Origin of the sequence: Pseudovibrio exalbescens DSM 16456 (assembly GCF_000422785.1) — a bacterium.
Taxonomy (GTDB): Bacteria; Pseudomonadota; Alphaproteobacteria; order Rhizobiales; family Stappiaceae; genus Pseudovibrio; species Pseudovibrio exalbescens.
On the sequence record NZ_KE383919.1, the window covers coordinates 78,593 to 105,284 of the forward strand.

Consider the following 26,692-nt stretch of genomic DNA (forward strand, 5'->3'; position numbering starts at 1 on the left):
TAATCACTTATTCGTATTTTATGATGCGATATATATGATACTTTTAAAATACATTTAGATCAGAATCATGGCTATAATGTCATACAAATGTTACTGGAGCGGGTCATGAAGAGACAAAACCTCACTATCGTTGGCGGTGGCAGTACCTACACGCTGGGCATGATGAACAGCTTGATTGCGGAGAAGGACAGTTTTCCGCTTAAAAAGGTTGTCTTTTACGACATTGATGGCCCGCGCCAAGCCTCCAATGCGCAGGCGACGGAAATCCTGCTCCGCGAGCAATACCCCGAGGTGGAAGAGTTTGTGTACACCACGGACAGAGCCGAGGCCTTCAAGGATGCGGATTTCTTTTTTATTCAGATCCGGACTGGCGGACTGGCCATGCGCAAGCGCGATGAGCAGATCCCCCTGTCCCACGGCTGCGTGGGACAAGAAACCTGCGGGGCCGGCGGTATGGCCTATGGCCTGCGCTCCATTGGGGACATGTTTGATTTGGTTCGGGAAATTCGCGCAGTCAATCCCGCCGCGTGGATCCTGAACTACACCAATCCGGCGGCGATTGTTGCGGAGGCATTGAACAGGGAGTTCCCGGAAGATCGGCGGATCCTCAATATTTGCGATATGCCAGCAGCGATCATGGTGAGCTATGCTCAGTTGCTAGGCTGCGAAATATGGGATTTTGTGCCGGAGTACTTCGGTCTAAATCACTTTGGCTGGTTCACGAAAATCCGCAATAAGGCGGGTGAGGATCTCACCGACAAGATCAAGAAGATCATCCTGGAAGACGGTATCTCTGCCGTTGATGCGGAGATTGCCGATGATCCCTCGTGGCAGGCAACGTTCAAGAACATGCAGACCATGCTTGCGGACAATCCGGAGTTCCTGCCGAACACCTACCTTCAATACTATCTGTATCCAGAGAAGATGGTGGCCAAGGAAGACATCAACAACACCCGCGCTCAGCAGGTGATTGATGGCCGCGAAAAGCGCGTCTTTGAACTCAATCAACGCATTATCGATGCGGGCACGACAAAGGGTGAGACGCTGCATGCGGACATCCACGGGCGTTACATGGTTCGGGTCGCCGCCTCCCTCGCCTACAATCTGCGCGAAACGTATTTGGTGATTGTGCCCAATAACGGTGCGATCTCCAACCTGCAGGACGACGCAATGGTGGAAGTGCCTGCAGCTCTTGGCAGTGACGGGCCCAAACCATTTGCCGTGGGTCACATTCCAACCTTCCAGAAAGGCATGATTGAAGGCCAACTGGCCTATGAAAAACTGGTGGTGGACGCCTGGTATGAAGGCAGCCGCCAGAAACTGGTGAACGCGCTGACGCTGAACCGCACCGTGGTCAACGTTCCCACGGCACAGGCGATTGTCGACGACATTCTGGCAGAGAACCGGGAGTATCTGCCGCAATTTTCCAACTAACTCATAACTCCAAAGAGCCCGGCTGGGCGGGCTCTTCCATTTACCCTGGGGAGGTAAAGATGAAAGACGTGATTCAACGGTTCGGGGCGGCCATGTTCGTGCCCGTGCTGCTGTTCCCTTTTGCAGGTATGCTGCTCGGCCTGTCGGTTGTGCTCTTGAACCAGGATTTGTTTCCTTGGGCGGTTGAAGGGTCATTGTGGTTCAACATGTCCACAATCCTGCTGCAGGCTGCCTTGGCCTTGTTCAAGAACATGTCACTGGTGTTTGCAGTGGGTATTCCGGTTGCGCTGGCCAATACGGCCTCGGGCCGTGCCGTGCTGGCGACACTGGTCTCCTACATCACATTCAACTACGTGATTGGCGGCATTTTGCAGATCTACGGTCCGGCTCTGGGCGTTGATTATGCAGAAGGCACGCGCGGGTTGACGGACATTGCCGGCATTCTGACATTGGACACCAACTTGCTTGGCGCCATTGTCGTGGCCGGGATCAGCGTTTGGGTGCACAACCGTTTCTTTGAGGCGAAGTTGCCGAACTGGGCCTCGGTCTTCTGCGGCACACCGCTCGTCGTGATTGTCAGCTTCCCGATCATGGTGTTTCTGGCCGTGGTGACCTGCTTTGTCTGGCCAACCATTCAACAGGCCATCAATGACCTGCAAGTGTTTCTGGTCGGTTCTGGCGCCTTTGGCGTTTGGTTCTTCACGGCGCTGGAGCGCATCATGATCCCAACCGGCCTGCATCACTTCATCTATGGTCCGGTGTTTTATGGTCCGGTTGCCGTGGATGGAGGCACCATCGCCTACTGGATTCAGCATATCGGCGAGTTTGCAGCCAATCCGGCACCACTGACCGAACAGTTCCCGCAAGGTGGCTTGATGCTGACCGGCATGGGCAAGGTTTTTGGCTGCACCGGTATTGCCTTGGCGCTCTACTCCACCGCCAAGCCTGAAAACAAGAAGATGGTCGCTGGTCTGGTGATTGGCGCAGCGCTCACCGCCATTTTGACCGGTATTACCGAACCGATCGAATTCACGTTCCTGTTCATCGCTCCTGCCCTGTTCGCCCTGCATGCTGTGTTGTCAGCAACAATGGCCACCACGGCCTACTTGATGGGCGTTTCAGGGAACTTCCAAACCGGCCTTATTGACTTCGTGTTCCAGAACTGGCTGCCGCTCGCAGGCAACCACGGCGGCACCTATGTCATTCAAGTGATCATTGGACTGGCCTTCACGTTGATCTACTTCTTCGTGTTCCGTGCCCTGATCCTGAAGTTCGATATTCCAACACCAGGCCGTGGTGCAACGGAAGCCAAACTGTTCACCAAAGCGGACTACAAGGCAAAGAAAGATCAGGACACGGCTGCCCCGGCGGGGGCCATGGCAACCGCCCCCGCATTGGAGTTTGCAAAGGACGATGCTGATGACACTCAAGCATCCGCCTTCATTCGCGGCCTCGGCGGCCGGGACAACATCGAACTTCTGACAAACTGTGCAACGCGGCTGCGGGTAAAGGTCAAAGACCCTGAACAGGTGGCCGACACGCCCTTTTTCCAGCAGCATGGTGCCATCAATGTGGTGCGGAACAAGGAAAGCCTCCAGGTAATTGTTGGCCTTACCGTGCCGCAAGTGCGCGAGGAAATGTCCAACCTCTTGGCGACCTGATCCCGTAGTCCAATACAGAACCCACGTAGACTAAAGCCCTCTACGCCAGTAGAGGGCTTCTTTTTATTGTCACTTCATGGCGGTGGGGAATTCGCCGACTACTCCACGTTTTGAATCTGTTCGCGCATCTGGTCGATGACCGTTTTCAACTCCAGACCGATAGCGGTCAGTTCCACACTGTTGGACTTGGAGCACAAGGTGTTGGCCTCACGATTGAACTCTTGCGCAAGAAAGTCCATCCGCCGACCTACTGCGCCCCCTGCCTCAATCAAGTCCCGAAGGGCGTTCACATGGGCATACAGCCGGTCCAGTTCCTCGCGGATGTCAGCCTTGGTTGCGATCAGAACGGCTTCCTGATGCAGGCGTTGCGGGTCAAAGGACCCATTGGTTTCCATCAGTTGCTGAACCTGTGCGGCCAAACGCTCGCGAATGGCATCCGGCTGACGGGTAGGCAAATTCTCGGCGCGTTCGGTCAGGACTTGAATGGCATCGGCTTGCTTGCGCAGGAGCTCAAAAAGGCTCTCGCCTTCACGGCGGCGCATTTCCACCAGCGCCTCCAGTGCACGGCCGAAACTGTCGGACAAGGCGGCAAACAAGGCATCGCGGTGTTGCTCGTCATCCTCCGCTTCCTTCAGTTCCAACACGCCGCGATGGGCCAGAATGCCGTCCAGATTCGGCGGAGCCGCATCGGGCAAGCGCTTTTGCAATACGGCGATGGCGTCCAACACCTGTTCCAGCGCTTGCTCGTTGACAGCCAGCGTGGTGTCGTTTTGCTCCCGCTGTACCTGAAGGTTAATGGAGACATTGCCACGTTTCAGATGCTTTCCAGCGAGCGTGCGTACCGTTGCTTCCAGCGCGTCGTAGCCCTGTGGGATCCGCAAACGTAAATCCAGCCCCTTGCCGTTGACCGATCTCAACTCCCACGTCCAGCGCACATTCTCCAGTGCTCCTTCTTCGCGAGAAAAACCTGTCATGCTTGCCAATGCCATGGCGAATAGTCCTCATTTCGCGCCGATGGCCGACTCCACCGGGCCCTTTTTAATACAAGAAAGGCCGCGCATCAGAAACACCCGATACGCGGCCTGTTTTGGTTCCGGCCCTACCGACCGAGCCTGAATGAGCCGAGTTTACTCACCAGCTGCTTCCTGCTGGCTTGCTTCCTCTGCCTCCTTGGCGCGCAGTTCACGCTCCAAGCGGCGCCATTCGGCAACGTTTCGCTGGTGCTGCTTGTAGGTCTCGGCAAAGGCATGCCCGCCCGTTCCGTCTGCCACGAAGTACAGATCGTTCGTGCGTGACGGATTGGCCGTGGCCTCCAGTGAAGCCTTGCCGGGATTTCCGATCGGACCCGGCGGCAGCGCCTGGATCTGGTAGGTGTTGTAGGGATTTTGTGCGTTCAACTGAGAGCGCGTAATCGCCGAACGGTCCCGTGTCCACGCCTCACCGCCAAACAGGCCGTAGAGGATGGTGGGATCGGACTGCAATGGCATACCCTTTTTCAGTCGATTCACGAACACCCCGGCCACGCGGGAGCGTTCATCCGCCTTGCTGGTTTCCTTCTCCACGATGGACGCCAAGGTGACCAGCTCTTCCGGGCTTTCAACCGGCAAGTCCTGAGCACGACCTTCCCAAACATCAGCAAGTGCAGCGCTCATACCCTGCTGCATCTCATTGATGATTTTTTGCCGTGTCGTTCCGCGGGTGAAGGAATAGGTTTCCGGCAACAGGCTGCCTTCCGCCGGGATTTCCTCAATATCGCCCACAAGAATCGGATCGGCATTCAACCGCTGAACAATCTGCCAGCTGGTCCAACCTTCAGGGAAGGTCACGGAATGGAACACGGCATTGCCTTCCACCAGATCTTCCATGACGGACTTCATGCTGGCGCCCGGCGCAAAGGCGTACTCACCAGCTTTCATCCGGTTCTGATTCTTGTAAAAGCGGATACCAGCCTCAAACACAAGGGTATCGCTGATGACCCCATTTTCCTCGAGGCGATCAGCGATGGTGCCCAGACTGGACCCTTTGGGGATGATGACCGATGCCTCCTGTTTCAAGGGACCCGGGCCTTCGAACTGCCCCTTGCCCCAATACAACAGCGCCCCCACGCCGATGATGGTGAGAACGGCCAATGTCAAAAGAAAATTGATCACCATGACCAGCGGATTGCGGGCATGGCGCGACCGGGAGGGCGGCGGCGGAGCCTGATCGGGCTGGATTGCCTGCCGTGGGCTGCGCGGATTAACGCGCTGCGTACCGGTCTTTGCGTCTTCAGTCTCGGTGTTTTCGGATGATCCGGGCTTGTCTGCCATATTGTTCCTCAAAACAAGGAAGCCAGAAACCGCAGCATGCGGCCTCTGGCCTCAAATAATCAACCCAGAATTCTTGGTTTAAGCATCAACCTTCTTGAAAATCAGCGACGCGTTTGTACCACCGAACCCGAAAGAGTTGGAAAGCGCAACGTTGATTTCCATCTTCTTGGGCTTGTTCGGCACCAAATCGATTTCCGTCTCAACGGACGGATTGTCCAAGTTAATCGTTGGCGGTGCGATTCCATCACGGATCGCCAGAACCGAGAAAATGGTTTCCACTGCACCAGCTGCACCCAACAGGTGGCCAACGCTGGACTTGGTGGAGGACATGGTCAGACCCTTGGCATGTTCACCAGCCAGGCGGGTGACCGCGCCCAGTTCGATTTCGTCTCCCAGCGGTGTGGAAGTGCCATGCGCATTGATGTAGTCCACATCGCCCAGTGTCATGCCCGCACGCTTGAGAGCGGCCTCCATGCACCGATACCCACCGTCACCATCGGAAGCTGGCGCCGTGATGTGATAGGCATCACCGGACAAGCCGTAGCCAACGATTTCGGCATAGATCTTTGCGCCGCGCGCCTTGGCGTGTTCGTAATCTTCCACGACCACGATACCGGCACCCTCGCCCATTACAAAGCCGTCGCGGTCCTTGTCATAGGGGCGCGATGCCTTTTCCGGCTCGTCGTTAAAGCCGGTGGACAGAGCACGGCATGCATTGAAACCGGAGATGCCAAGACGGCAGATCGGCGATTCCGTGCCGCCTGCAACCATGACGTCCGCATCGCCCAAAGCCACCAGACGGGCTGCATCACCAATGGCGTGCGCACCCGTGGAACAGGCGGTGACGACCGAGTGGTTCGGGCCTTTCAGCTGATGGCGGATGGATACATACCCGCTGGCCAGATTGATGAGGCGACCGGGAATAAAGAACGGGCTGACCCGACGGGGGCCCTTTTCCTTCAGCAGGATGGCCGTGTCGGCGATGCCCTGAAAGCCGCCGATACCGGAGCCGATGAGCACACCACTACGGTTCTTGTCTTCATCAGATTCCGGCTTCCAATTAGCATCTTCAAGAGCCTGATCAGCCGCCGCAATGGCATACACGATAAACTCGTCGACCTTGCGCTGCTCTTTCGGCTCCATCCAGTCATTCGGATTATACGTGCCGTCCGTGCCATCACCCCGAGGGATCTGACAGGCAATCTTGGTCTGCAAGTCGTCGGTTTCGAAGTTCTCCACGCGACGAGAACCACTCTGGCCCTCAAGAATTCTCTGCCAAGAGATCTCAGCACCGCATCCAAGCGGGCTGACCATACCAATACCTGTAATTACGACTCGACGCATAATCCTGCACTTTGTTGGAAGGCTTTTCAGGCTGTGGGCCTGAACAAAAGAAGGACGCGGCAGGTTGGATAACCTACCGCAGTTCCGTCACTTTAAAGCTATTAGCTAGCTTTGGATTCGATGAACTTGACTGCATCGCCAACGGTCTGGATGGTTTCAGCAGCATCGTCCGGAATTTCCACGCCGAATGCTTCTTCGAAAGCCATGACCAGCTCAACAGTGTCCAGGCTGTCTGCGCCCAGATCGTCGATGAAGCTTGCAGTTTCAGTAACCTTTTCTGCTTCAACGCCAAGATGCTCAACAACGATCTTCTTTACCTGTTCAGCAACATTGCTCATTTTAAGTCCTCAATTCGTTTTCAAGGTGATGCTTGACAGCCCGACAACGGACTAATCTCGTTTTTTGTTGTAGCGACCGTGTGGCACACTCTTGGTTCTTTGAAAAGACTATACGCGCCCACGCGAGGCCATTTCCAAGGAAACCGCAGTTGTCACTCCGCCTCACTCTTCAGAGGTTGAATCTGATCGGCGGCGTCCTAGCATACTTTAGGAGCGTTTACCAGTCGCCAATCCCTTCCATTTCCCCGTTTTTACCGAGGTTCCACGCACCTGTTCAGGCGATCAAATCATCGCCATGCCACCGTTCACATGGAGCGTCTGTCCAGTTACGTATGCCGCTTCATCGCTGGCAAGATAAACTGCGGCTGCGGCAATTTCATCCCCATTGCCCAAACGACCTGCCGGAACGGAAGAAAGGATCGAATCGCGCTGCTTGTCGTTCAACTCATCAGTCATTGCAGAGCGAATGAAGCCCGGTGCGATGGTGTTGACCGTAATGCCGCGACTTGCCACTTCGCGAGCCAGCGACTTGGACATACCGATCATGCCAGCCTTTGCCGCGGAATAGTTGACCTGCCCCGGGTTACCGGTGACGCCCACAACCGAGGTAATGCCAATGATGCGGCCTGCGCGGCGCTTCATCATGCCCTTGATGGCAGCCCGGCAGATGTGGAACGTGGAGGTCAGGTTGACTTCGAGCACCTGATCCCACTCATCATCCTTCATGCGCATGAAGATATTGTCGCGGGTGATACCGGCGTTGTTTACCAGAATATCCAATCCGCCCATCTTTTCTTCCGCAGCCGGAACCAGCTGTGCCACGCTATCGCGGTCGGACAAATTAGCCGCCTGCATATGAACGCGATCCCCAAGCTCTTCGGCCAGCGCTTCCAGACGCTCCACACGAGTGCCGGACAGCGTGACTGTTGCGCCCTGCTTGTGCAGCGAACGGGCAATCTCGGCCCCGATGCCGCCGGTGGCGCCCGTTACAAGGGCCGACTTTCCAGTCAAATCAAACATTGCCGTTTTCTCCTCGGCTTTATCTTGTCGGTTGGCGTCGCAGCTTAGTCGGCGTTCAAACGTTCGACCAGAGCCTCGATATCGGCTGCCGTATTGACGGCGACGCCCTCTGCGGACTTGGCAATACGCTTGACCATGCCGGTCAACACCTTGCCAGTTCCAATTTCAACGAATGTGGTAATGCCATCCTGCGCCATAAAGGTCACCGACTCGCGCCAACGCACGGTTCCTGTTACCTGCTCGACCAGACGTGTGCGGATCTCGGAAGGATCCGTAATCGGCTGCGCCAGAACATTGGCAACCAGGGGCACTTTTGGTGCGTTGATTTCAACAGCGGCCAAAGCTTCTGCCATGGCATCGGCAGCCGGCTGCATCAAGGCACAATGGAACGGTGCGGATACAGGCAGCAGCACGGCGCGGCGCGCGCCCTTTTCCTTTGCCAGTTCAATGGCGCGTTCAACGGCGGCCTTGTGTCCGGAAACAACGACCTGACCCGGCGCATTGTCATTGGCGGCCTGACAGACCTGCCCGTCCTGAGCTGCGGCGGCTGCAATTTCCTGCGCCTGCTCAAAATCCAGCCCCAGCAACGCGGCCATGGCCCCTTCGCCAACAGGAACGGCCTTTTGCATGGCATCACCACGAATGCGCAACAGGCGTGCGGCGTCGGCTACTGACAGGCTGCCTGCTGCGGCCAGTGCGGAGTATTCTCCAAGTGAGTGACCCGCGACATACTTTGCGGCCTGGGCGAGATCCACGCCCTTGGCTTCCAGAACCCGCAGGGTTGCAAGGCTCACGGCCATGAGCGCCGGCTGGGCATTGGCGGTAAGGGTCAGATCATCTGCCGGTCCGTCCCACATGATCGTGGAGAGTTTCTGGCCGAGTGCCGCGTCCAGCTCATCGAACACAGCTTTCGCTTCCGGGAACGTCTGGGCGAGTTCCTGGCCCATGCCTACAGCCTGGCTGCCCTGTCCGGGAAACGTAAATGCAATGCTCATTGGACTATGCTCCATTTGACTCTTTATAATAAGCGTTCGGCAATATTGCTTGTTATCGGGCAGGACCTAAACCGCCAATTGCGGCGGGCTTATGATGCCATTCACAGCAAAATGCCGTTCATTTCGGCAGACATGAGCCGCGAACAGCTTTCTCTGTCAAGCCTTGGTGGAGAAAAAAGGCTTTTTTGAACAGATCCGCTTGTATTCAAGAACCAAACACAGTAGAGACATCTGCGTTTCCGGAAGCAGGCCGGGGGCTGAAAGGAAGGCAGGGCTGACTGGCTCTGTAGGAATCGAGAGATTTCCGTCTTCCCCGTGTTCCCGCTCTTGAAGAATTCTTCGCCATGCCTTTCGTAAAGGCCCTCGAAGAGGCTTTGCGCCGCGTCCGGATGAAACTAAACCAGAAAGGCTAAACGCATGGCGCTCTATGAGCACGTGTTCCTGGCTCGCCAGGACATTTCTACCCAACAGGTTGAAGCCCTCGTCGAGCAGTTCAAAACTGTTATCGAAGAAAACGAAGGCAAGGTAGGCAAGATCGAAAATTGGGGTCTGCGTACCCTGACCTACCGCATCAAGAAAAACCGCAAGGCTCATTACGTTCTTATGAACCTGGACGCTCCACACAAGGCAGTTGCCGAAATGGAACGTCAGATGGGCCTGCATGAAGACATCATCCGCTTCATGACCGTGAAGGTGGAAGAGCTGGACGAAGATCCGTCCGCAATGATGCAGAAGCGTGATCGTGACGACCGTCGTCGCGGTGATCGCGGTGATCGCGGTGCACCTGGTAACCGTGATCGCGGCCCACGTCGCAACGAAGCAGCAGCGGAGTAATCTATCATGTCAGCACCATCTCCTGCACGTCGTCCGTTTTTCCGTCGTCGCAAATCCTGCCCGTTCTCCGGTGCCAACGCGCCGAAGATCGACTACAAGGACACCCGTCTTCTGCAGCGCTACATTTCCGAGCGCGGCAAGATCGTACCTTCCCGCATCACCGCAGTGTGCGCCAAGAAGCAGCGTGAACTGGCCAAGGCCATCAAGCGTGCCCGCTTCCTCGGCCTTCTGCCGTTCGTGATCAAGTAAGCATTGGATGGGGTGCCAGAGGCACCCTGCCCGATTCTCCGGTGCACCCAGCACCGAAACCCGATTGAGATTGGCGGGACCACCAAGACCATTCTCTAACTGCATGATACATGCAGGACAGACGGATCTGGAGTATCTGAAATGGACGTTATCCTTCTTGAGCGCGTGGCCAAACTGGGCCAGATGGGCGACACCGTTCGCGTACGTGACGGTTATGCTCGGAACTTCCTGCTGCCACAGGGCAAGGCACTTCGCGCCAACAAGGCGAATCTGGAGCGTTTCGAACGCGAACGCGCTCAGCTTGAAGCTCGTAACCTCGAGCGCAAGAAAGAAGCAGAAGCCGTTGGCGAAAAGCTGGCTGGCAAGAGCTTCATCGCCATTCGTTCTGCCGGTGAAACCGGTCAGTTGTACGGCTCTGTTGCAGCACGCGACATTGCTACGATTGTTGCTGAAAACGGTTTTTCCATTGGCCGTTCGCAGGTTGACCTCAAGGGTCCGATCAAGTCCATCGGCCTTCATGACGTTGTAATCGTTCTTCACCCAGAGGTAGAAGTCACGATTACAATGAATGTAGCGCGCTCTGAAGATGAAGCCGCTCGTCAGGAAGCCGGCGAAGATTTGACGGCTCGCGAAGAGGACACTTTCGAGTTCGAAGAAGAAGAACTTGAAGGCGAAGAAGGCGATTCTGAGGAAGCAGAAGGCGAAGAAGCCGAAGCAGAGACAGAAGCAACAGACGAAGAAAAATAAGCCGTTTCCGGCCATTTTCTTTTATGCAGGGCGCATTTCAAGACGAAATGCGCCCTTTTTTCTTGCGTTTTGCCTAAATTTTTAAGTTGACACGAAACTGAAGCACCTGAAGTCTGAAATCTCACTGTTTTTCAATGGGTTCATAGTAAATATCTCAAAATACTTACTTCTTTTTTGGTGGATTTACGCAGCGTAAAATTGCCTTCACTGTCAATTGGCAACCATGAATTTTCCCCGTTGATCTAGAGGGGAGAAAGAACTGTTTTTATATCGATCGTGCACCCTTTCCCAACACCCGCCAAAAGGGTAGTCAGAGTGCCAAGTGGCACGAGGGGCGTAATGAACGGAAAAGTTCAAAAGTTGGAAACGGCGAGTGAGTCAGTGCGTGTAGTACCGCATAACTCGGAGGCTGAGCGTCAGCTTCTGGGGGCAATCCTCGTCAATAACGAGACTTATTATCGAGTCTCCGAGTTTTTGGAAGCACAACACTTTTTCCTAGCTCCCCACCGGGATATCTACGAGAAGTGCGGTGTGCTGATCCGGGCAGGCAAGATTGCCTCTCCGATTACATTGAAAACATTCTTCCCCGCGGATGAAAAGATCGCGGAGATGCCTGCAGCGCAGTATCTGTTGCGACTCGCTGCGGATGCGGCATCCGTCATCAGCGCGGAAGACTACGGCAATACGATTTATGAACTCGCGATCCGGCGGAACCTGATCCGCATCGGCGAGGACATGGTCAACGTTGCTTATGATGCGCCGATCGACAAGTCGCCGAACGCACAGATTGATGACGCGGAACGCCGACTGTTCGAACTGGCGGAAAACGGCCGTTCTGATGGCGGTTTTCAGGATTTCGGCACGGCGTTGACCGAGACCATCGAAATGGCTGCGGCAGCGTTCAACCGCGAAGGCGCCCTTTCCGGTATCTCAACGGGCCTGCGTGATCTGGACCGACTCATGGGCGGGTTGCAGCAGTCAGACTTGATCGTATTGGCGGGGCGTCCGGCAATGGGCAAGACCTCGCTGGCAACCAATATTGCCTATAACATCGCCCAGTCCTACGCTGCAGAAGAACAGCCGGACGGGTCCATGAAGACTGTAAATGGCGGTGTCGTTGGCTTCTTCTCGCTGGAAATGAGTGCCGAACAGCTGGCGACTCGTATCATTTCCGAGCAGACGGAGATTTCCTCCTCAAAGATTCGCCGCGGCGAAATCAACGAGGCGGACTTTGAAAAGCTTGTGGCAGCGACTCAGCACATGCAGCATGTACCGCTGCATGTTGACCAGACCGGTGGTATTTCCATTGCTTCTCTGGTGTCAAAAGCCCGGCGCCTGAAGCGACAAAAAGGTCTCGATCTGATCGTGGTCGACTATATTCAGCTGCTGACCGGCTCCTCAAAGAATCAGGGGAATCGTGTTCAGGAAATCACGGAGATCACCACGGGGCTGAAGGCGCTCGCCAAGGAACTGCAAGTACCGATCATTGCGCTGTCGCAGCTTTCCCGTCAGGTGGAATCACGCGACGACAAACGGCCGCAAATGTCGGATCTGCGCGAATCCGGGTCCATCGAGCAGGACGCCGACGTGATTCTCTTCGTGTACCGAGAAGAATACTACATGGGCAAAAAGGAACCGCCCGAAGGAACGCCGGAATACGAGCAGTGGAATACGGACATGGAACGCGTACGCGGCAAAGCGGAGGTGATTATCGCTAAGCAGCGTCACGGTCCCACAGGGATTGTTGACCTTCAGTTCCAGGGAGAGTTCACCCGATTCTCCGATCTGGCCGCGGACGATCATCTGCCCGAACGTACAATGGAGTAAGCTTACCCGGCTTTACCATGCACAGCCCGTGCCCGTTTATCGCGCACGGGCTTTTTGTTTGCGCATTTGGTGCGTAAAGTGCATTCAGTTCCTGACAAATCGAGGTGGCCGTGTCCTACCAACCAGACCCTACCCGGATGTCTTGCGCCGGACATCTGACTATTGATCTTGGCGCATTGCAAAATAACTGGCGCGCGTTGAAAGCCCGCGTTGGCGAGGCGTGTGATTGTGCGGCGGTGGTCAAGGCCAATGCTTATGGGCTCGGTGTGGATCACGTGGTTCCTGCACTGAGCGCGGCTGGCGCAGGCACTTTCTTTGTTGCAACACCCGAAGAAGGTCAGGAGGTGCGCGCCCTGGTTCCTGACGCACCCATTTATGTGCTTAGTGGGGTGTTTACCGGCCGGCTAGCTCTTTATGACGACGCGGCTTTGCGACCTATCCTGGGACACCCGGATGAGATCAGCGAATGGGCCCGTTTCTGTGAGGCCAAAGGCGAAACCCTGCCGGCAGGTCTGCATATCGACACCGGCATGAATCGGTTGGGGCTGACCCACGCTCAAGCTGAGGCGCTCGCAAACGACTCACAGCTTCTACGCGCCTTTGACCTGACACTCGTGATGAGCCATTTGGCGTGTGCCGATGACCGAGACAGCCCGCTCAACAGACAACAGTTGGCCGCGTTCGAGCGCGGATCGGCGTTGTTTCCCGGTGTACCGCGCTCGTTGGCCAACTCGTCAGGGGTCTTCCTCGGTGCAGATTATCACTTTGAGCTGGTTCGACCGGGAATCGCCTTGTACGGCGGCAATCCGACTCCAAAGGCGGCAACCCCCATGCGGTGCGTCGCGACCATCGAAGCCGAAGTGATTCACTTGCGGGATGTGTCCCCCGGTGAAGCGGTTGGATACGGTGCCACACGCACGGCCGAACGGCCCACACGAATCGCAACAGTGAACGTTGGCTATGCAGATGGCATGCACAGGTTGGTGGGGTCCACCGATGAACGAGACGGAGCATTTGCGAGTGTTGGCGGGATTCGCTGCCCCCTATTCGGCCGGGTATCAATGGACATGCTCGCCATAGATGTGACGGATGTTCCCGAAGGCACGGTTGTCCGCGGTAGCCGCGTTGAAGTCATGGGCCCGACGATTTCCGTTGATGAGCTGGCCGAAGCGGCTTTGACCATTCCCTATGAACTGTTAACGGCGCTCGGGGCACGATATAAGCGCAGCTATATTGGCTATACGCAAAACGGAGAAGATGCCCTGACTCATGGCTAAACGGTCGACCTCTTTTGTCTGCCAGTCGTGCGGAGCCGTTACATCCAAGTGGATGGGGCGCTGCGAATCCTGCGGCGAATGGAACTCCATCCAGGAAGAGCGCGCCGATTCCGGTATTGGCGGAGGTCCCGGCCAAGCCACACGCAGCTCAGGCCGTGTCGTGGAGCTGGTGGGCCTGTCCGGCGAGATCAAGGAAGCCCCGCGCATCGAGACCGGGGTCGCGGAGCTGGATCGGGTGACCGGCGGTGGCTTCGTCAAGGGCTCGGCCTTGCTGGTGGGCGGTGATCCGGGAATCGGCAAGTCGACCTTGCTGATACAGGCCAGCGCCGTACTGGCCAATCAAGGGCACAACATCGTTTACATATCCGGTGAAGAGGCCGTGGATCAGGTGCGGTTGCGCTCGGAACGTCTGGGACTGTCGCGCGCGCCCGTCAAGCTGGCCGCTGAAACAAGCGTGGAAGACATTCTGGCCACCTTGAAAGCCAACGACCGACCCGCTGTTATCATCATCGACAGTATTCAAACCCTTTGGACGGACCGGGTGGACTCGCCTCCGGGTACGGTGACGCAAGTGCGTGCGTGCGCGCAGGCGCTGGTGCGCTACGCCAAAAAGACAGGCGCCTGCGTTGTGATCGTGGGGCACGTCACCAAAGATGGCCAGATAGCCGGCCCCAGGGTCGTGGAGCACATGGTGGATGCGGTTTTATATTTCGAAGGAGATGGCGCCCATCAATACCGCATCTTGCGCGCCGTAAAGAACCGTTTTGGCGCTACCGACGAAATCGGCGTGTTCGAAATGATGCATTCCGGTTTGCGCGAAGTGGCCAACCCGTCCGCCTTGTTTCTTGGCGAGCGGAGTGGCAGCAGTCCGGGAGCTGCGGTCTTTGCCGGCCTGGAAGGCACACGTCCGCTTCTTGTCGAGATTCAGGCCCTTGTGGCCCCCTCACCGCTTGGCACGCCGCGCAGAGCGGTCATCGGTTGGGATTCAGCGCGCCTTTCCATGATCCTTGCGGTTCTGGAGGCGCGGTGTGGTGTACGCTTTTCGCAACATGACGTTTACCTGAATGTTGCGGGAGGCTTGCGTATCAATGAGCCGGGCGCAGATTTGGCTGTGGCTGCAGCCCTCATCTCTTCCTTGAGTGGGGTTGCCCTTCCGCTCGAATGCGTCTATTTCGGCGAAGTGAGTTTGTCCGGTGCCATTCGGCCCGTAGCGCAGGCAGGAGCCCGCATGAAAGAGGCCCAGAAACTGGGTTTTGGTCAAGCAGTGGTTCCCCATGCCAACATGAAAGACGGCGCACAAGGTCTGGAACAGGTCCGCGGCCTAGAGGAACTCGGGGAGTTAGTGGCCACGGTTGCATCAAAGGCCCCTGCGGGCGCAGATGCATAACCGATCCTGACTGGCGTTTTATGATTGGATTTTCGAGAGATACCTGAGGCTAATGCCCACTCTCTCTACAAAAAAGGGGCCGTGTCGATCCATGCCGATCACACTACTCGATGGCATTTTGCTCGTCATCATGTTCCTGTCAGCTATTCTGGCAATGATCCGCGGATTTGTGCGCGAAGTCTTGTCGATCGCGTCCTGGATTGCTGCCGCCGCTTCGGCCTATTTCTTTTATAAGCCGGTTAAACCGTTTCTGGCAGATTACATCTCCAACGATACCGTGGCTACCGTTGCGGCCGTTGCTGTCGTTTTTCTGCTGACGCTGTTCATTGTTAGCTATATAACCATGCGCATCTCGGACTTTGTTCTGGATAGCCGGGTTGGTGCACTGGACCGCACGTTGGGGTTTGTATTCGGCGCGGCACGCGGGTTTTTGATCGTTGTGGTCGCCATGTTGTTCTTCAACTGGTTCGTACCCGAACAGCAGCAGCCGCAATGGATCATGAACGCCAAATCCAGACATCTGCTGGTCACGACCGGCGCAAGTCTGGTAGCGGCTTTACCTGAGGACCCGGAAGAGGCCATTATGGACCAGATCCGCAGGCCGGCCGCAGAAGGCCAGAGCAATGCTGCGGGCGATGCTGAAGCGCCGACCTACTCGTCCTCAGAGCGGCGCAGCCTGGATCAACTCAGTGAAACGGGCACCGCACGAAACTGACGAGTGCATTCAGACATACGCTGGGACTGGTCATAACTATAACCAAGGAGCCAACGCCATGAACGGCGCCGACACATCTGTTGTATTGAGCCAGGAAGATCTGGATGGAGACACGCTGCATGAGGAATGCGGCGTGTTCGGCATTCTCGGCCATGAGGATGCGGCGGCCCTGACAGCCCTGGGCCTGCATGCCCTCCAGCACCGGGGTCAGGAAGCAGCGGGTATCGTCACCTATGATGGCGATCAGTTCCGCTCTGAGCGTCATCTCGGCCTTGTGGGAGATTCCTTCTCCAAGCCGGAAATCATGGAACAGCTCAGCGGCTCCTATGCCGTGGGACACGTGCGCTATTCCACGACCGGCGCACCTGTCATCCGCAATGTTCAGCCGCTGTTTGCGGAGCTTGACGGAGGCGGAATCGCCGTTTGTCACAATGGCAACTTCACCAATGCCATGAAACTGCGCCGCCAACTGATCAAGGATGGCGCCATCTGCCAGTCGACCTCGGATTCCGAAGTGGTCCTGCAGTTGGTCGCACGCAGCCGCAAAACCAAGATCGTGGACCGTTTCATCGAGGCGATCACCCAGATGGAAGGTGCGTTTTCACTGGTGGCGTTGACGCGCAAGAAACTGATTGGCGCACGCGATCCCTATGGCATTCGCCCGTTGGTACTCGGTGACTTGAACGGTGCTCCGATCTTTGCCTCTGAAACCTGCGCACTCGATATCATTGGCGCCAAGTTCATTCGTGAAGTCGAAAACGGCGAGGTCGTTGTCTGTACACCGGGTGGCATGGAAAGCTATTTCCCCTTTGGCCAGCGCCCTGCCCGGCCCTGCATCTTTGAGTACATCTACTTCTCCCGTCCGGACTCGATTGTCAGCGGTCGCAGCGTTTACGATGTGCGCAAAGCCTTTGGCCGCCAGTTGGCGAAGGAGAACCCGATTGAAGCGGACGTCATTGTTCCCGTGCCTGATTCCGGTGTGCCGGCCGCGCTGGGATATTCTCAGGAGTCCGGCATTCCCTTTGAGCTCGGCATCATCCGCAACCACTATGTTGGGCGAACGTTCATCGAGCCCACACAACAGATCCGCACCCTTGGTGTGAAGCTGAAGCATTCAGCCAATCAATCACAAATCAAGGGCAAGCGCGTTGTGCTGGTCGATGACAGCCTTGTACGAGGCACTACCTCGTTGAAAATCGTTCAGATGATCCGCGAGGCCGGTGCCAGCGAAGTGCATTTCTGCCTCGCTTCTCCTCCGATCAAGTATTCCGACTACTACGGCATCGACACCCCGGTGCGGGAAAAGCTGCTGGCCGCCAAGTACGACCTTGCCGGGATGCGCAACTATATTGGTGCGGATACCTTGTCGTTCTTGTCTGTAGACGGCATTTACAAAGCCATGGGCTATGAAGAAGGGCGTAACAACGAAGCGCCTCAGTTCACCGATCACTGCTTTACCGGCGACTATCCGACGCCGTTGACCGACCTGATTAATGACGACGATAACCGGACCACACCGCGTCTGGTGGAAGTTGGTTGAAAGAAATGACAGAGGCTTTGAAGGGGCGTGTTGCGGTAGTCACCGGCGCGTCTCGGGGAATTGGGTACTACGCTGCCAAGGAACTGGCCGCCAATGGCGCTCATGTGATCGCTGTTGCCAGAACTGTAGGCGGTCTTGAAGAACTGGATGACGAGATCAAGGCGGCGGGTGGCTCTGCCACACTGGTTCCGCTGGACATGACCGACTATGACGGTCTTGATCGGCTGGGGGCGGCCATTTACGAGCGTTGGCAAAAGCTGGACATTCTCGTTGCCAACGCAGGCATTCTGGGCCAGACATCGCCGCTGGGCCATATTGACCCGAAGAAGTTTGATCAGGTCATGGCGATCAACGTGACAGCCAACTGGCGGTTACTGCGCTCGCTTGATCCGTTGCTTCGCCAGTCTGATGCCGGACGTGCGGTATTCCTAACATCTAGTGCTCCGCACAAGTGCAAGGCCTATTGGGGCCCCTACTCCATGTCGAAGTCGGCATTGGAGGCAATGGCCCGGACATATGTCAACGAAACTCAAAAGACGCCGATCCGCACGATTCTGGTCAATCCCGGCCCGATGCGCACGGCCATGCGGGCGCGCGCCATGCCCGGCGAAGATCCGGAAACGTTGCCTCACCCCGGCGAGTTGTCGCCCGCCATTTTGCGGTTCTGTCTGCCGGACAGCGAGGCCAACGGTCTTTACTATGATCACCCGTCCGGTAAGCTTCGAGAATTTCAGCAGATTGCTTCATAAGACGAAACGGGCCGCTTTGGCCCGTTTTTTGTTAGCCATGTCGTTAAATCGTGTTGGGGCCCTTCCCGCTGAGAAAAGTCGGCCAATATGGCCTTTCGAGCAACCCTCGGAGGACAAATGGCCAAAGCGAACCCTGCACCGATAAATCAGCACCTGTTTCGATCTCTGCTCGATCAACTGCCGCAGCTGAATGCGAACCAGATCGAAGATTTGCTTTCGAGCACCATGGATATCCGTCGGGCAAGAGCATCTTTGTCCGAAATAGAAAGGCGAGCCGAGAGAGACGACGCGTGTCCGCACTGCGGTGGCTGCCGACGACAATAATGGGGGCAAACCCGAACCGGAGTGCAGCGCTTCCGATGCAGCGGATGTCTGAAAACCTATACTGGTCTCACTGGAACTCCGATTTGCGGCATCCACCGCCACGATCTGTTTCTCGAAGTCGTCCGAGATATGTTTTCCGATAGGCCACGATCCTGCCGGAAGCTGGCATTCTCGCTCGGCAAAGCCAAGGACACTATCTGGCGATGGAGAGTGTTGATTCTGGAAGCTATTGGCCATGGTTCTGACACCAAGTTCGGCGGCATCGTTGAAGTCGATGAAACCCACCAACGTGAAAGCCGCAAGGGATCACGGGAGTGGGTTTTGCATCGCCAAAATCCATCTCTCTACCCACGCCCGCCACGTCATCAATGGTATGTCTACAAAAGCGGACGCGTGAAGATGAAACGAGGACTGTCTCGTTGGCAGCTGCCGCTTCTCACAATCACAGACCGTTCTGGACATCGGTTTCTCGAGCGGATCAAGAACAGGAGCATACCTGTCATTGACGCCGCCCTCAGTCCGGTCGTTGCAACGGATGCAGTTCTTTGCACTGACGGTGCAGCGGCATACGCACGCTTCTCAACAAAGAACGGATTGGTGCATCATGTCCTGAACAACAAGCCTGGCCAGAGGGTCGTTGAAAAGGCCTTCCACATTCAGAATGTGAACTCACTTCATTCTCGCTACGATGAATTCATGCGCCCGTTCAAAGGTCCTGCGTCGAAATACCTGAAATTGTATCTTCGCTGGTTCCTGTTGCGCTCAAGGCTAAGCTCAGAGGAAGCCTTCAGAAAAGTGCTTGAAGGGATTTTATAGGCCATTGACCGCAGGCCTCGCTCGAACCAATTTTAGTCGAGTTTCAGATTTAGGTATCCCATGCGCATTGTCTTTGCTTTTTTCTCAACGGTGGCCCTTTTGGCTGGCTGCAATAGTGCGCATCAAGCTTCTGTTACTCTGGAAGGCGGCGTGCGGGTGTCTCTGACGGTCAACGGAATGTTCAGCCTCCAGAGTGATTGGCGTCGAACACTGATTGTCGAGCATCGTGGTGAGATAATATCACGCGAACTTTTCGAAGACACAGGCTGGTGAAGAGGATCCAACTTGTATCTCGCAGAAGCAGGCCTCTTTGTCCTGGATGAAGGACAAGATGGGTGCATTGCGTTTCGATTGGATCCCGTGCGGTTCGACGACAAGGCTGCCAGATGCCACAAAAGACGCCAATTGCTGGCCAATGAAGAAATCTCTGGCAGAGACGACAACACAAGATCTTATGTCTATCCTGGAATGCGCTATTTGGGCCGCTTCGCTGAAACCTTGGACGATCGTGCGCGTGTCGAGTTCATTTCCGCTGGAGAAGCCCCAGAAATCAGGCTGCCCGACCCGCTGTAGTCGCCGTCCAGCATCCTGGTCGCCACGGGTTGGCATTCTGATCGCAACATTCCCGCCAAATACTTGGAACTCTGATCGCCTGCCCAACCGGTTCCCTATACCTTTTTGTTTGCCAACACGGTTTGAAGACATGGCTTTTTTGTTTGCCTTAGCCGGAACCGGTGACGTCAGGCGGAGGCCGACGAGGATGGGCGTCTGACCGGCCAAACCTCCAAGATACCTGCCGCAATCACAAGAGCGCCGCCAATCAGTTCTGTAATGTTAAGAATCTCACCAGCAATGAGGGCGGCAGAGATAGCGCCAACCACGACCTCAGCCATGAGCAATATACCCACACGGGCCGGCTCCAGCCTGATGGTTGCCCACATCAGCCCGACAACAGACAGACCCCACCACACCGCGCCAGCAAATAGTGAAAGGCCAAGAACCGATCCCAATCCGACATTTGCGATCAGCGGCGGGAACGGCTCAAGGAATGGCGCCATAACCGCTGCAGCCGCTGCAGCGCCCAGAGCAAATACGAAGGCCGCAGGTACAGGGCCAAGATCTGATCTGGACCGAATCCCCGTGGTGGCAACCGACCACAAAAGCCCCGAGACCAACCCCATCCATTCTCCAGCGCTGCGTGGCAGAGGCGCCGTGCCATCTGCACTCAGCATGACGGCCAGTCCTGCCAAACCCAACGCAATCGCCACCACCCGCAGCCGAGGCGTGTGCCAGCCCATCACATAGCGCGCGATGAGTGTGCTCCACACCGGTGTCAGGAAGTACAACAAGATAATGATTGCCACGCGGCCGTAGACAAACGCGATAGAATAGAGAGCAAATGCAGCGCCGCCAAGAGCAATCGACACAAGCGCCACACGATCAGTTTTCAGTACCGCTCGCCACCTTCGCCCTGCCAATGGTCCCCAGAGCAGGACAGCAGCGCCGGTGATGGCAACTGTGCCCCATGCCCCTGTCAGCCCCATCTGATCCAATGCGCGAACCGGAAGCCAGTACAGCCCCCAGAACGCGCCCGTGACAAAAACAATTGTCGTCGCCAAAGTGGCAACCTGATCCTTGGTCATGCCCTAGCCGGTAGCATAGTCCCATCATGCGAACAATGCCGCCCGGTGAGACCGGGCCATTCCATAGGATTAGAAACAGCTGTCAGACTTGGCCGTAAACCTCATCCGCAATCTGCATGAGTTCTGAGTAGATTGTCGGTCCGCCAGCAACGACCCGGCACTTGTGCTCTATTGCCTGCTTCATGTCGAAAGGAGCCACGGTGCCACCGGCCTCCTCAATCATCAGCAAGCCAGCAACACAGTCCCAAACGTTCATTTCCTCTTCGATATATCCAATCAAACGTCCAGATGCGGTATAGGCCAGCATGAGGCCACCTGACGCGTTGCGGAAAAACATGCCACCAGCGGAAAGAAGACGCTCAGCCACTGCCAAGGTTTTGGCGGTCGTGGATTTGGCACTGTGGCCCAGCCCCACAGATCCGACGTCCAGTCCGGGGCTTTGGGAAATGGCAATCTTCTTGCCATTCACGAAGGCACCCTGCCCCCGCTGTGCGGTAAACAGCTCACCGGAGATCGGATCGTAAATCACGCCAAAACAGGTCTCATGGTTTTTCAGACAGGCGATGATCACACACCATTGCGGAATGCCGGTTACGAAGTTGGCTGTGCCATCAATAGGATCGATGATCCAAAGGTAGTCACTAGACCCCTCAATTCGCCCGTGTTCCTCCCCCAGAATACCATCATGCGGGTACGCTTCCTTGAGGGCGTCGCGAACCAGCGTTTCCGTGTCGCGATCTGCTTCCGACACCATGTCCTGGTGCCCCTTGCTCTCAATCGTCAGGGTGTCTATGCGCTGAAAATAGTCGCGGGCGAAGGCCCCGGCACGCTTGGCGAGCGCCGTTGCGAATTCAAATCTTTCGGTTGTCATCGATTTATACGTCCAGGATGGGTGGCAGTCAGAAAAATGCCCCTCAGCCCAACTGAGGCATGAGAGGCATTTGCTTATTGTAGACCGTGGTTTACCCGCAATTCAAAACGTATTTGTGACTACCGTTTCTTTTTGCTGGCGTAAGGATTGTCGCCCTTGCGGTAGGATAGCCGGATCGGCGTACCCATCACGTCAAACCGTTCGCGGATGCCGTTGATCAGGTAGCGTGTATAGCTTTCCGGCAACTGTTCCGGGCGGGAACAGAACACCACAAAATGTGGCGGACGGGTCTTGGGCTGTGTCATGTAACGCAATCGAACACGGCGCCCGGCCACTGCCGGCGGCGGATGGTGCACCAGCACCCCGTCCAACCAACGGTTCAAGGCCGACGTACTGATGCGCCGGTTCCACATGTCATAGGCGCGGAAGACAGCCTTCATCAAACGATCGATACCGGCGCCCGTCTGTCCGGACATGGTAACGATTTCGACGCCACGCAGTTGGTTCAGATAGCGGGCCTGCGCATCTTTCAGATGTTGCCACGCCTCTTCACGGTCTTCGATCAGGTCCCACTTGTTCACCGCGATCACAATCGCCCGGCCCTCGCGAGCGCAAAGCTCAATGATCTGCAGATCCTGTTTTTCGAAGGAAATGGTTGCATCAAGCGTTACAACGACAACTTCGGCGAACTTGATGGCCCGCAGTGCATCGGCAACGGAAAGCTTTTCCAGCTTTTCCTGAACGCGCGCCTTGCGGCGAATCCCCGCCGTATCAAACACCTTGAGGTGATGGTCGTTCCATTCCCAATCAACACTGATGGAATCACGGGTGATGCCGGCCTCCGGGCCCGTCAGCAACCGGTCTTCGCCCAGCATGTAGTTGATCATGGTGGACTTGCCGGCATTGGGACGGCCGACGATAGCCACGCGCAAGGGACGCTCCCTTGTACCGACCTCTTCGTCTTCCTCGGCCTCCTCCACGTCAATATCCGTGCGTGCTTCCCCTTCAGCGGACGCCGTAGCGGCCTCTTCTTCTGCCGCTTCAACATGCGGACGCAGAGCATCATAAAGATCCGCCAGCCCCTCGCCATGTTCAGCAGACATGGGGATGGGTTCCCCAAGGCCGAGTGTAAACGCTTCATAGAAGCCACCTTCACCGGCTTTCCCTTCAGCCTTGTTGGCCGCCAGAATGACCGGTGTGGAATTTCGACGCAAAAGGTTGGCAAAATGCTCGTCGAGCGGCATCAAACCGGCCCGCGCATCCACCAGAAACAGGACCACGTCGGCTTCCCGAATGGCTTCTTCGGTCTGCGCACGCATCCGTCCTTCAAGACTGGAGGCGGAAGCCTCCTCGAGGCCGGCGGTATCAACGATCCTGAATCGCAAATCGCCCAGGCGTGCATCCCCTGACCGTCGGTCACGGGTCACGCCGGGCTGATCATCGACAAGCGCCAGGCGCTTGCCTACCAGTCGATTGAAGAGCGTCGACTTGCCGACATTGGGTCTGCCAATAATGGCGACTGTCGCAGTCACGCGAGTTCTCCTAAATGAGTTGGCGCTGACCTCAGTTCAGCGCGGCAACCGAGCCATCTCCGCTGAGCACGATCATTCGGCCACCGGCCACGATCGGGGTCACGTAGACTTCCTCGGAGGTTTTTCTGGATGCGAGTACCGCACCGGTTTTGGCATCAACCTGTACGAAGTAGCCTTCGCTGGACATGGCGACCAACTTGCCGTTTGCAAGAATTGGACCCGCCCAGTTGCCAGCATCTTCGGCATTTGCAGACAGGTCTGCAGCCCACAATACACGACCGCTCTTGTTATCCAGAGCATACATGTTGTCGTCAAGACCAATCATGAACAACGCATTCCCGGAAGCCACGGGCGTGTGCACACTGCCCACATCAGCTTCCCAAAAGCGCTCGCCGTTCCGCAAGGAGACAGCAATGGTACGTCCGGAAATCGAGGTCGCATAGACCCGCCCATCATGAATGACCGGGCTTGCCGAAACGTCTGAAAGGCCCGAGAGCGCACGCGTCCGGAATGAGCGGGCAACCGCATCAATCCACTTCGGCTCACCGGACTTGACATCCAGACCCATTACTTCCCCAGAGGAGAACGGAACGACAACTGTTCCACCAGACACTGCAGGGCTCGCCGAGGCCAGGAGGCCCGCGTTTTCGGCAATACCAACAAACGACCAGCTTTCAGAGCCGTCAGCCTGATCGATGCCGATGACTTCGTTTTCCTGCGTAACGATGATGACCTTTCCATTGGCCGCAACAGGTGCCCCGCGGACCGGTACATCCAGATCCCGTGTCCAAAGTACCTGGCCTGCACCGTCCAACGCATGGACCTGACGGTAAGCGGTTGCGACAAAAATCTTGCCGTTGTCCAGCGCGACACCGCCGCCAATGCCAACTTCAGACTCGCCTTCTGGCCGCAATGACCGGGTAAAGGCACGCCCGCCGTTCATGGAGAGCGCCAACAGATCGCCGTCCTGCTTGTAGACGTAGATGCGGCTACCATCAGAAACCGGACGTGCCGCATTTCGTGGCGGGGTAGAGCCAAAGCTCAGGAAGCCGCCACTGCGGGCTTTGCCAATGGATTTGGACCACGCCACGGACCCGTTCACGTCAACCGCGATATTACCGGGGTCGTTATCCACCGGCCCGGCTGGCTGGGGCCATGCCGTTCCACCGGTGGCAGGGCCCAGACTGGCAGTCGCGTTTTCTGCCGAAAGCGTCTGCGAGCTGTAGAGTGCCTTGCGTTCGCCCGGCAGGAAATCATCATCACCGCCAAAAGGATTTAGACCGGACAACGCCGAGCATCCCGACAACGCTGTTGCCAGAACCAGAGTGCCACAGACCGCCCGCCAGGACTTTCGGTTGTTTCCAATCACTTTTTAAATCCCCTTAGCCGTTCACAGCTTTGATCAAATCAAGATAAACAGTCGCCCGACCGGCATAATCGCCTGATGCAGAGGCATCATTCACAATTTCCTCGAAGCGTGCCTTGGCCGCATCGAGATTTCCGGCCTTGTATTCGGCAGCGCCAATGATCTCCAGCGCCGGCAAGCGCCACGCATTGCCCGCAGCAGTCAGCCCCTCGACACGCTGCTTCACATCTTCAAGGGAGCCGGTGTCCAGCAGAATGTAGGCTGCGCGCACAGATGCAAGACCGCGATAAAGTTCGGAAACGCCACTGCGGATCGCGACAGCGTCAAAAAGCTCTACCGCTTCTGCCTTCTTGCCGCTTTCGGCAAGTTCAGAAGCAATGCGAAGGTCTGCCAACATCGGGTAGCCGCCGATTTCGCCTTTCAACTGACCGAAGGCAGCAATGGCTTCATCGTGCTTGCCGTCGTCAGACAGTTGCAATCCTTCAAGAAAGATCTGCCCTGCCTGCTTGGACTGTGTATCAACGTAGTATTCATAGCCGCGGTAGCCGCCTGTCCCGAGCACGATCAGCGCGGCAGTGCCATATACGAATGGCGCGAAGCGTTTCCAAAGGCGTGAGTATTTTTCTTTTCTGACGTCTTCATCGACTTCGCGAAAGATGTCGGACATGGCTTTCTCAATTCCCGCAGCAACTAGGCGGGCCGCGTCTGTCCCAATCGAGACAGGCCACGCGCGCCCGTTAATTTTCGTTTCGCCCTGTGCGCTCTCTTCCTCATGCAAGGTGGCACAATTAGGGCAGAGCAACATTTAGCCTTCGCACCCCAGCTTAATCAAGCAGCGGCAAAGGTGAGACCCCGTGAAAACAGCAGGTTTTCACAAAAGGTCAACTGATGACCGGGACACCAATGATGATTTCGTGAAGTTTCCACACGAACAGTACATAAATGCCAAGGCCAATAATCAATGCGATGGCGTCATTGCGCACTGCGTGGCTCATGTCAACAGCTACAGGACCGCCAGCGGCGACATCACGCCGTTTCAGGGAAATGCGATCGAAAACACCCCATGCCAAGAATCCAAGAAACAAAAGCAAGGACTGCGGTTCGCCATTGGCAAGCAGATGCGCAAACGCCCAAATCTTGACGGACAGGATCATGGGGTGCTTGGTGCGCTTCTTGATGTGACCGGGCAAGTAAGCTGCAGCAAGCAGCACAAACACCGGCACCATCAACAGCAAAACCAGATGGCTCATCCAGATCGGCGGCGTATAAATCGGCATATAGCCAGCAAACCGGGCCTGCCCATACCCGTAAACAATCAAGACAATTCCAACGGCGGATATCACCGAGAACAGCATCTTGAAGCCGTTCTCACCCAGTTTAGCTTTCATCGAATCGTGTGGGCCGGCAAATGCCGGCAGAGAATGAATGCCCAAAAAAACAATCAGACCCAAAATCAGTAGTATCATCTTCTCCCCCGAGGGTGGCAGTGGGCACCCTGCACTTTATGCCCAGCTAGAGTTAAACCACGTGTTTTGACTCATATGAGCAGGAGTGCCTGAGAAATCAAATAGATGCAAGCCTTAAACGGGTTGTACTCGAGGTCTTTGACTGGCACGCATGCTGTAATAGTATTGAAGCCAAACCAGCGTATGCACTATTCATCAAAGAAAACTCACTTGTGTAGCAAACATACGGTCACCAATCGGCCCACGCA

Annotated in this window: 25 protein-coding genes; 13 read left to right on the top strand and 12 right to left on the bottom strand. The window is 56.2% G+C overall.

Annotated features, from left to right (window positions below; all coding sequences use genetic code 11):
- Positions 1 to 105: 105 nt before the first annotated feature.
- Both G512_RS0117195 and G512_RS0117200 read left to right on the top strand, forming a co-directional pair.
- The gene (locus G512_RS0117195; RefSeq protein ID WP_028482782.1) at positions 106 to 1,434 is read left to right on the top strand and encodes a 6-phospho-alpha-glucosidase; all 1,329 of its coding nucleotides are present in this window, start codon (positions 106 to 108) and stop codon (positions 1,432 to 1,434) included.
- A 59-nt stretch (positions 1,435 to 1,493) separates the two neighbouring features.
- Entirely contained in the window at positions 1,494 to 3,095 is a 1,602-nt protein-coding gene (locus G512_RS0117200; protein WP_028482783.1) for an alpha-glucoside-specific PTS transporter subunit IIBC, read from the top strand.
- 98 nt (positions 3,096 to 3,193) lie between these two features.
- On the opposite strand, the gene G512_RS0117205 is transcribed toward G512_RS0117200, so the two are convergent.
- From G512_RS0117205 to fabD, 6 genes are all read right to left on the bottom strand, one after another.
- Positions 3,194 to 4,084 carry a YicC/YloC family endoribonuclease gene (locus G512_RS0117205; RefSeq protein WP_028482784.1) on the bottom strand — a complete coding sequence of 297 codons (891 nt, stop codon included), beginning with the start codon at positions 4,082 to 4,084 and terminating at the stop codon, positions 3,194 to 3,196.
- A gap of 138 nt (positions 4,085 to 4,222) precedes the next feature.
- Positions 4,223 to 5,404 carry an endolytic transglycosylase MltG gene (mltG, locus tag G512_RS21610; RefSeq protein WP_081657542.1) on the bottom strand — a complete coding sequence of 394 codons (1,182 nt, stop codon included), beginning with the start codon at positions 5,402 to 5,404 and terminating at the stop codon, positions 4,223 to 4,225.
- 78 nt (positions 5,405 to 5,482) lie between these two features.
- Complete coding sequence (fabF, locus tag G512_RS0117215) at positions 5,483 to 6,748, bottom strand: beta-ketoacyl-ACP synthase II (RefSeq protein WP_028482785.1); 1,266 nt, start codon at positions 6,746 to 6,748, stop codon at positions 5,483 to 5,485.
- A 101-nt stretch (positions 6,749 to 6,849) separates the two neighbouring features.
- A complete protein-coding gene (locus G512_RS0117220; protein ID WP_028482786.1) occupies positions 6,850 to 7,086 on the bottom strand; it encodes an acyl carrier protein in 237 nt (78 codons plus the stop codon).
- Positions 7,087 to 7,368: 282 nt separating this feature from the next.
- On the bottom strand, positions 7,369 to 8,106 hold the full coding sequence (gene fabG / locus G512_RS0117225; protein ID WP_028482787.1) for a 3-oxoacyl-[acyl-carrier-protein] reductase: 738 nt from the start codon (positions 8,104 to 8,106) through the stop codon (positions 7,369 to 7,371).
- A gap of 44 nt (positions 8,107 to 8,150) precedes the next feature.
- A complete protein-coding gene (fabD, locus tag G512_RS0117230) occupies positions 8,151 to 9,101 on the bottom strand; it encodes an ACP S-malonyltransferase (RefSeq protein WP_028482788.1) in 951 nt (316 codons plus the stop codon).
- Positions 9,102 to 9,518: 417 nt separating this feature from the next.
- On the opposite strand from fabD, the gene rpsF reads away from it, so the two are divergent.
- From rpsF to G512_RS0117295, 11 genes are all read left to right on the top strand, one after another.
- Positions 9,519 to 9,935: a 30S ribosomal protein S6 gene (gene rpsF, locus G512_RS0117240; RefSeq protein WP_028482790.1), complete on the top strand. Its 417-nt coding sequence runs from the start codon at positions 9,519 to 9,521 to the stop codon at positions 9,933 to 9,935.
- A gap of 6 nt (positions 9,936 to 9,941) precedes the next feature.
- Positions 9,942 to 10,184, top strand: coding sequence for a 30S ribosomal protein S18 (rpsR, locus tag G512_RS0117245; protein WP_036490058.1), 243 nt, complete (start codon positions 9,942 to 9,944; stop codon positions 10,182 to 10,184).
- Positions 10,185 to 10,325: 141 nt separating this feature from the next.
- A complete protein-coding gene (gene rplI, locus G512_RS0117250) occupies positions 10,326 to 10,931 on the top strand; it encodes a 50S ribosomal protein L9 (protein ID WP_028482792.1) in 606 nt (201 codons plus the stop codon).
- A gap of 339 nt (positions 10,932 to 11,270) precedes the next feature.
- Positions 11,271 to 12,758 (top strand): replicative DNA helicase, encoded by a 1,488-nt coding sequence (locus G512_RS0117255; protein WP_028482793.1) that lies wholly within the window; start codon positions 11,271 to 11,273, stop codon positions 12,756 to 12,758.
- A gap of 110 nt (positions 12,759 to 12,868) precedes the next feature.
- Entirely contained in the window at positions 12,869 to 14,035 is a 1,167-nt protein-coding gene (gene alr / locus G512_RS21615; protein WP_228130529.1) for an alanine racemase, read from the top strand.
- Positions 14,028 to 15,422, top strand: a complete 1,395-nt coding sequence (radA, locus tag G512_RS0117265; protein ID WP_028482794.1) for a DNA repair protein RadA — start codon at positions 14,028 to 14,030, stop codon at positions 15,420 to 15,422. Before alr ends, radA begins: the two co-directional genes overlap by 8 nt.
- 91 nt (positions 15,423 to 15,513) lie before the next feature.
- A complete protein-coding gene (locus tag G512_RS0117270) occupies positions 15,514 to 16,137 on the top strand; it encodes a CvpA family protein (RefSeq protein ID WP_028482795.1) in 624 nt (207 codons plus the stop codon).
- A 58-nt stretch (positions 16,138 to 16,195) separates the two neighbouring features.
- Positions 16,196 to 17,677 (top strand): amidophosphoribosyltransferase, encoded by a 1,482-nt coding sequence (gene purF / locus G512_RS0117275; protein ID WP_028482796.1) that lies wholly within the window; start codon positions 16,196 to 16,198, stop codon positions 17,675 to 17,677.
- A gap of 5 nt (positions 17,678 to 17,682) precedes the next feature.
- Positions 17,683 to 18,426 carry an SDR family NAD(P)-dependent oxidoreductase gene (locus G512_RS0117280; RefSeq protein WP_028482797.1) on the top strand — a complete coding sequence of 248 codons (744 nt, stop codon included), beginning with the start codon at positions 17,683 to 17,685 and terminating at the stop codon, positions 18,424 to 18,426.
- A 345-nt stretch (positions 18,427 to 18,771) separates the two neighbouring features.
- Entirely contained in the window at positions 18,772 to 19,566 is a 795-nt protein-coding gene (locus G512_RS22265) for an IS1595 family transposase (protein ID WP_228130530.1), read from the top strand.
- 285 nt (positions 19,567 to 19,851) lie between these two features.
- A complete protein-coding gene (locus tag G512_RS0117295; protein WP_028482799.1) occupies positions 19,852 to 20,139 on the top strand; it encodes a hypothetical protein in 288 nt (95 codons plus the stop codon).
- 167 nt (positions 20,140 to 20,306) lie between these two features.
- Here G512_RS0117295 and G512_RS0117300 read toward each other — a convergent pair whose 3' ends face one another.
- From G512_RS0117300 to G512_RS0117325, 6 genes are all read right to left on the bottom strand, one after another.
- A complete protein-coding gene (locus tag G512_RS0117300) occupies positions 20,307 to 21,209 on the bottom strand; it encodes a DMT family transporter (protein ID WP_028482800.1) in 903 nt (300 codons plus the stop codon).
- Positions 21,210 to 21,291: 82 nt separating this feature from the next.
- Positions 21,292 to 22,080 (bottom strand): inositol monophosphatase family protein, encoded by a 789-nt coding sequence (locus tag G512_RS0117305; protein ID WP_028482801.1) that lies wholly within the window; start codon positions 22,078 to 22,080, stop codon positions 21,292 to 21,294.
- A 119-nt stretch (positions 22,081 to 22,199) separates the two neighbouring features.
- Positions 22,200 to 23,612 carry a ribosome biogenesis GTPase Der gene (der, locus tag G512_RS0117310; RefSeq protein WP_028482802.1) on the bottom strand — a complete coding sequence of 471 codons (1,413 nt, stop codon included), beginning with the start codon at positions 23,610 to 23,612 and terminating at the stop codon, positions 22,200 to 22,202.
- Between the two features lie 31 nt (positions 23,613 to 23,643).
- Positions 23,644 to 24,981 carry an outer membrane protein assembly factor BamB family protein gene (locus G512_RS0117315; RefSeq protein WP_028482803.1) on the bottom strand — a complete coding sequence of 446 codons (1,338 nt, stop codon included), beginning with the start codon at positions 24,979 to 24,981 and terminating at the stop codon, positions 23,644 to 23,646.
- 13 nt (positions 24,982 to 24,994) lie between these two features.
- Positions 24,995 to 25,645: a tetratricopeptide repeat protein gene (locus G512_RS0117320; RefSeq protein ID WP_028482804.1), complete on the bottom strand. Its 651-nt coding sequence runs from the start codon at positions 25,643 to 25,645 to the stop codon at positions 24,995 to 24,997.
- A gap of 214 nt (positions 25,646 to 25,859) precedes the next feature.
- Entirely contained in the window at positions 25,860 to 26,444 is a 585-nt protein-coding gene (locus tag G512_RS0117325) for an NnrU family protein (RefSeq protein WP_028482805.1), read from the bottom strand.
- Between the last annotated feature and the right edge of the window lie 248 nt (positions 26,445 to 26,692).

Bases quoted from the DNA above. Each gene is read 5' to 3' on its own strand.
- G512_RS0117195 (WP_028482782.1), top strand. From the start codon at position 106: ATGAAGAGACAAAACCTCACTATCGTTGGCGGTGGCAGTACCTACACG.
- G512_RS0117200 (WP_028482783.1), top strand. From the start codon at position 1,494: ATGAAAGACGTGATTCAACGGTTCGGGGCGGCCATGTTCGTGCCCGTG.
- G512_RS0117205 (WP_028482784.1), bottom strand. From the start codon at position 4,084: ATGGCATTGGCAAGCATGACAGGTTTTTCTCGCGAAGAAGGAGCACTG.
- mltG (WP_081657542.1), bottom strand. From the start codon at position 5,404: ATGGCAGACAAGCCCGGATCATCCGAAAACACCGAGACTGAAGACGCA.
- fabF (WP_028482785.1), bottom strand. From the start codon at position 6,748: ATGCGTCGAGTCGTAATTACAGGTATTGGTATGGTCAGCCCGCTTGGA.
- G512_RS0117220 (WP_028482786.1), bottom strand. From the start codon at position 7,086: ATGAGCAATGTTGCTGAACAGGTAAAGAAGATCGTTGTTGAGCATCTT.
- fabG (WP_028482787.1), bottom strand. From the start codon at position 8,106: ATGTTTGATTTGACTGGAAAGTCGGCCCTTGTAACGGGCGCCACCGGC.
- fabD (WP_028482788.1), bottom strand. From the start codon at position 9,101: ATGAGCATTGCATTTACGTTTCCCGGACAGGGCAGCCAGGCTGTAGGC.
- rpsF (WP_028482790.1), top strand. From the start codon at position 9,519: ATGGCGCTCTATGAGCACGTGTTCCTGGCTCGCCAGGACATTTCTACC.
- rpsR (WP_036490058.1), top strand. From the start codon at position 9,942: ATGTCAGCACCATCTCCTGCACGTCGTCCGTTTTTCCGTCGTCGCAAA.
- rplI (WP_028482792.1), top strand. From the start codon at position 10,326: ATGGACGTTATCCTTCTTGAGCGCGTGGCCAAACTGGGCCAGATGGGC.
- G512_RS0117255 (WP_028482793.1), top strand. From the start codon at position 11,271: ATGAACGGAAAAGTTCAAAAGTTGGAAACGGCGAGTGAGTCAGTGCGT.
- radA (WP_028482794.1), top strand. From the start codon at position 14,028: ATGGCTAAACGGTCGACCTCTTTTGTCTGCCAGTCGTGCGGAGCCGTT.
- G512_RS0117270 (WP_028482795.1), top strand. From the start codon at position 15,514: ATGCCGATCACACTACTCGATGGCATTTTGCTCGTCATCATGTTCCTG.
- purF (WP_028482796.1), top strand. From the start codon at position 16,196: ATGAACGGCGCCGACACATCTGTTGTATTGAGCCAGGAAGATCTGGAT.
- G512_RS0117280 (WP_028482797.1), top strand. From the start codon at position 17,683: ATGACAGAGGCTTTGAAGGGGCGTGTTGCGGTAGTCACCGGCGCGTCT.
- G512_RS0117300 (WP_028482800.1), bottom strand. From the start codon at position 21,209: ATGACCAAGGATCAGGTTGCCACTTTGGCGACGACAATTGTTTTTGTC.
- G512_RS0117305 (WP_028482801.1), bottom strand. From the start codon at position 22,080: ATGACAACCGAAAGATTTGAATTCGCAACGGCGCTCGCCAAGCGTGCC.
- G512_RS0117320 (WP_028482804.1), bottom strand. From the start codon at position 25,645: ATGTCCGACATCTTTCGCGAAGTCGATGAAGACGTCAGAAAAGAAAAA.
- G512_RS0117325 (WP_028482805.1), bottom strand. From the start codon at position 26,444: ATGATACTACTGATTTTGGGTCTGATTGTTTTTTTGGGCATTCATTCT.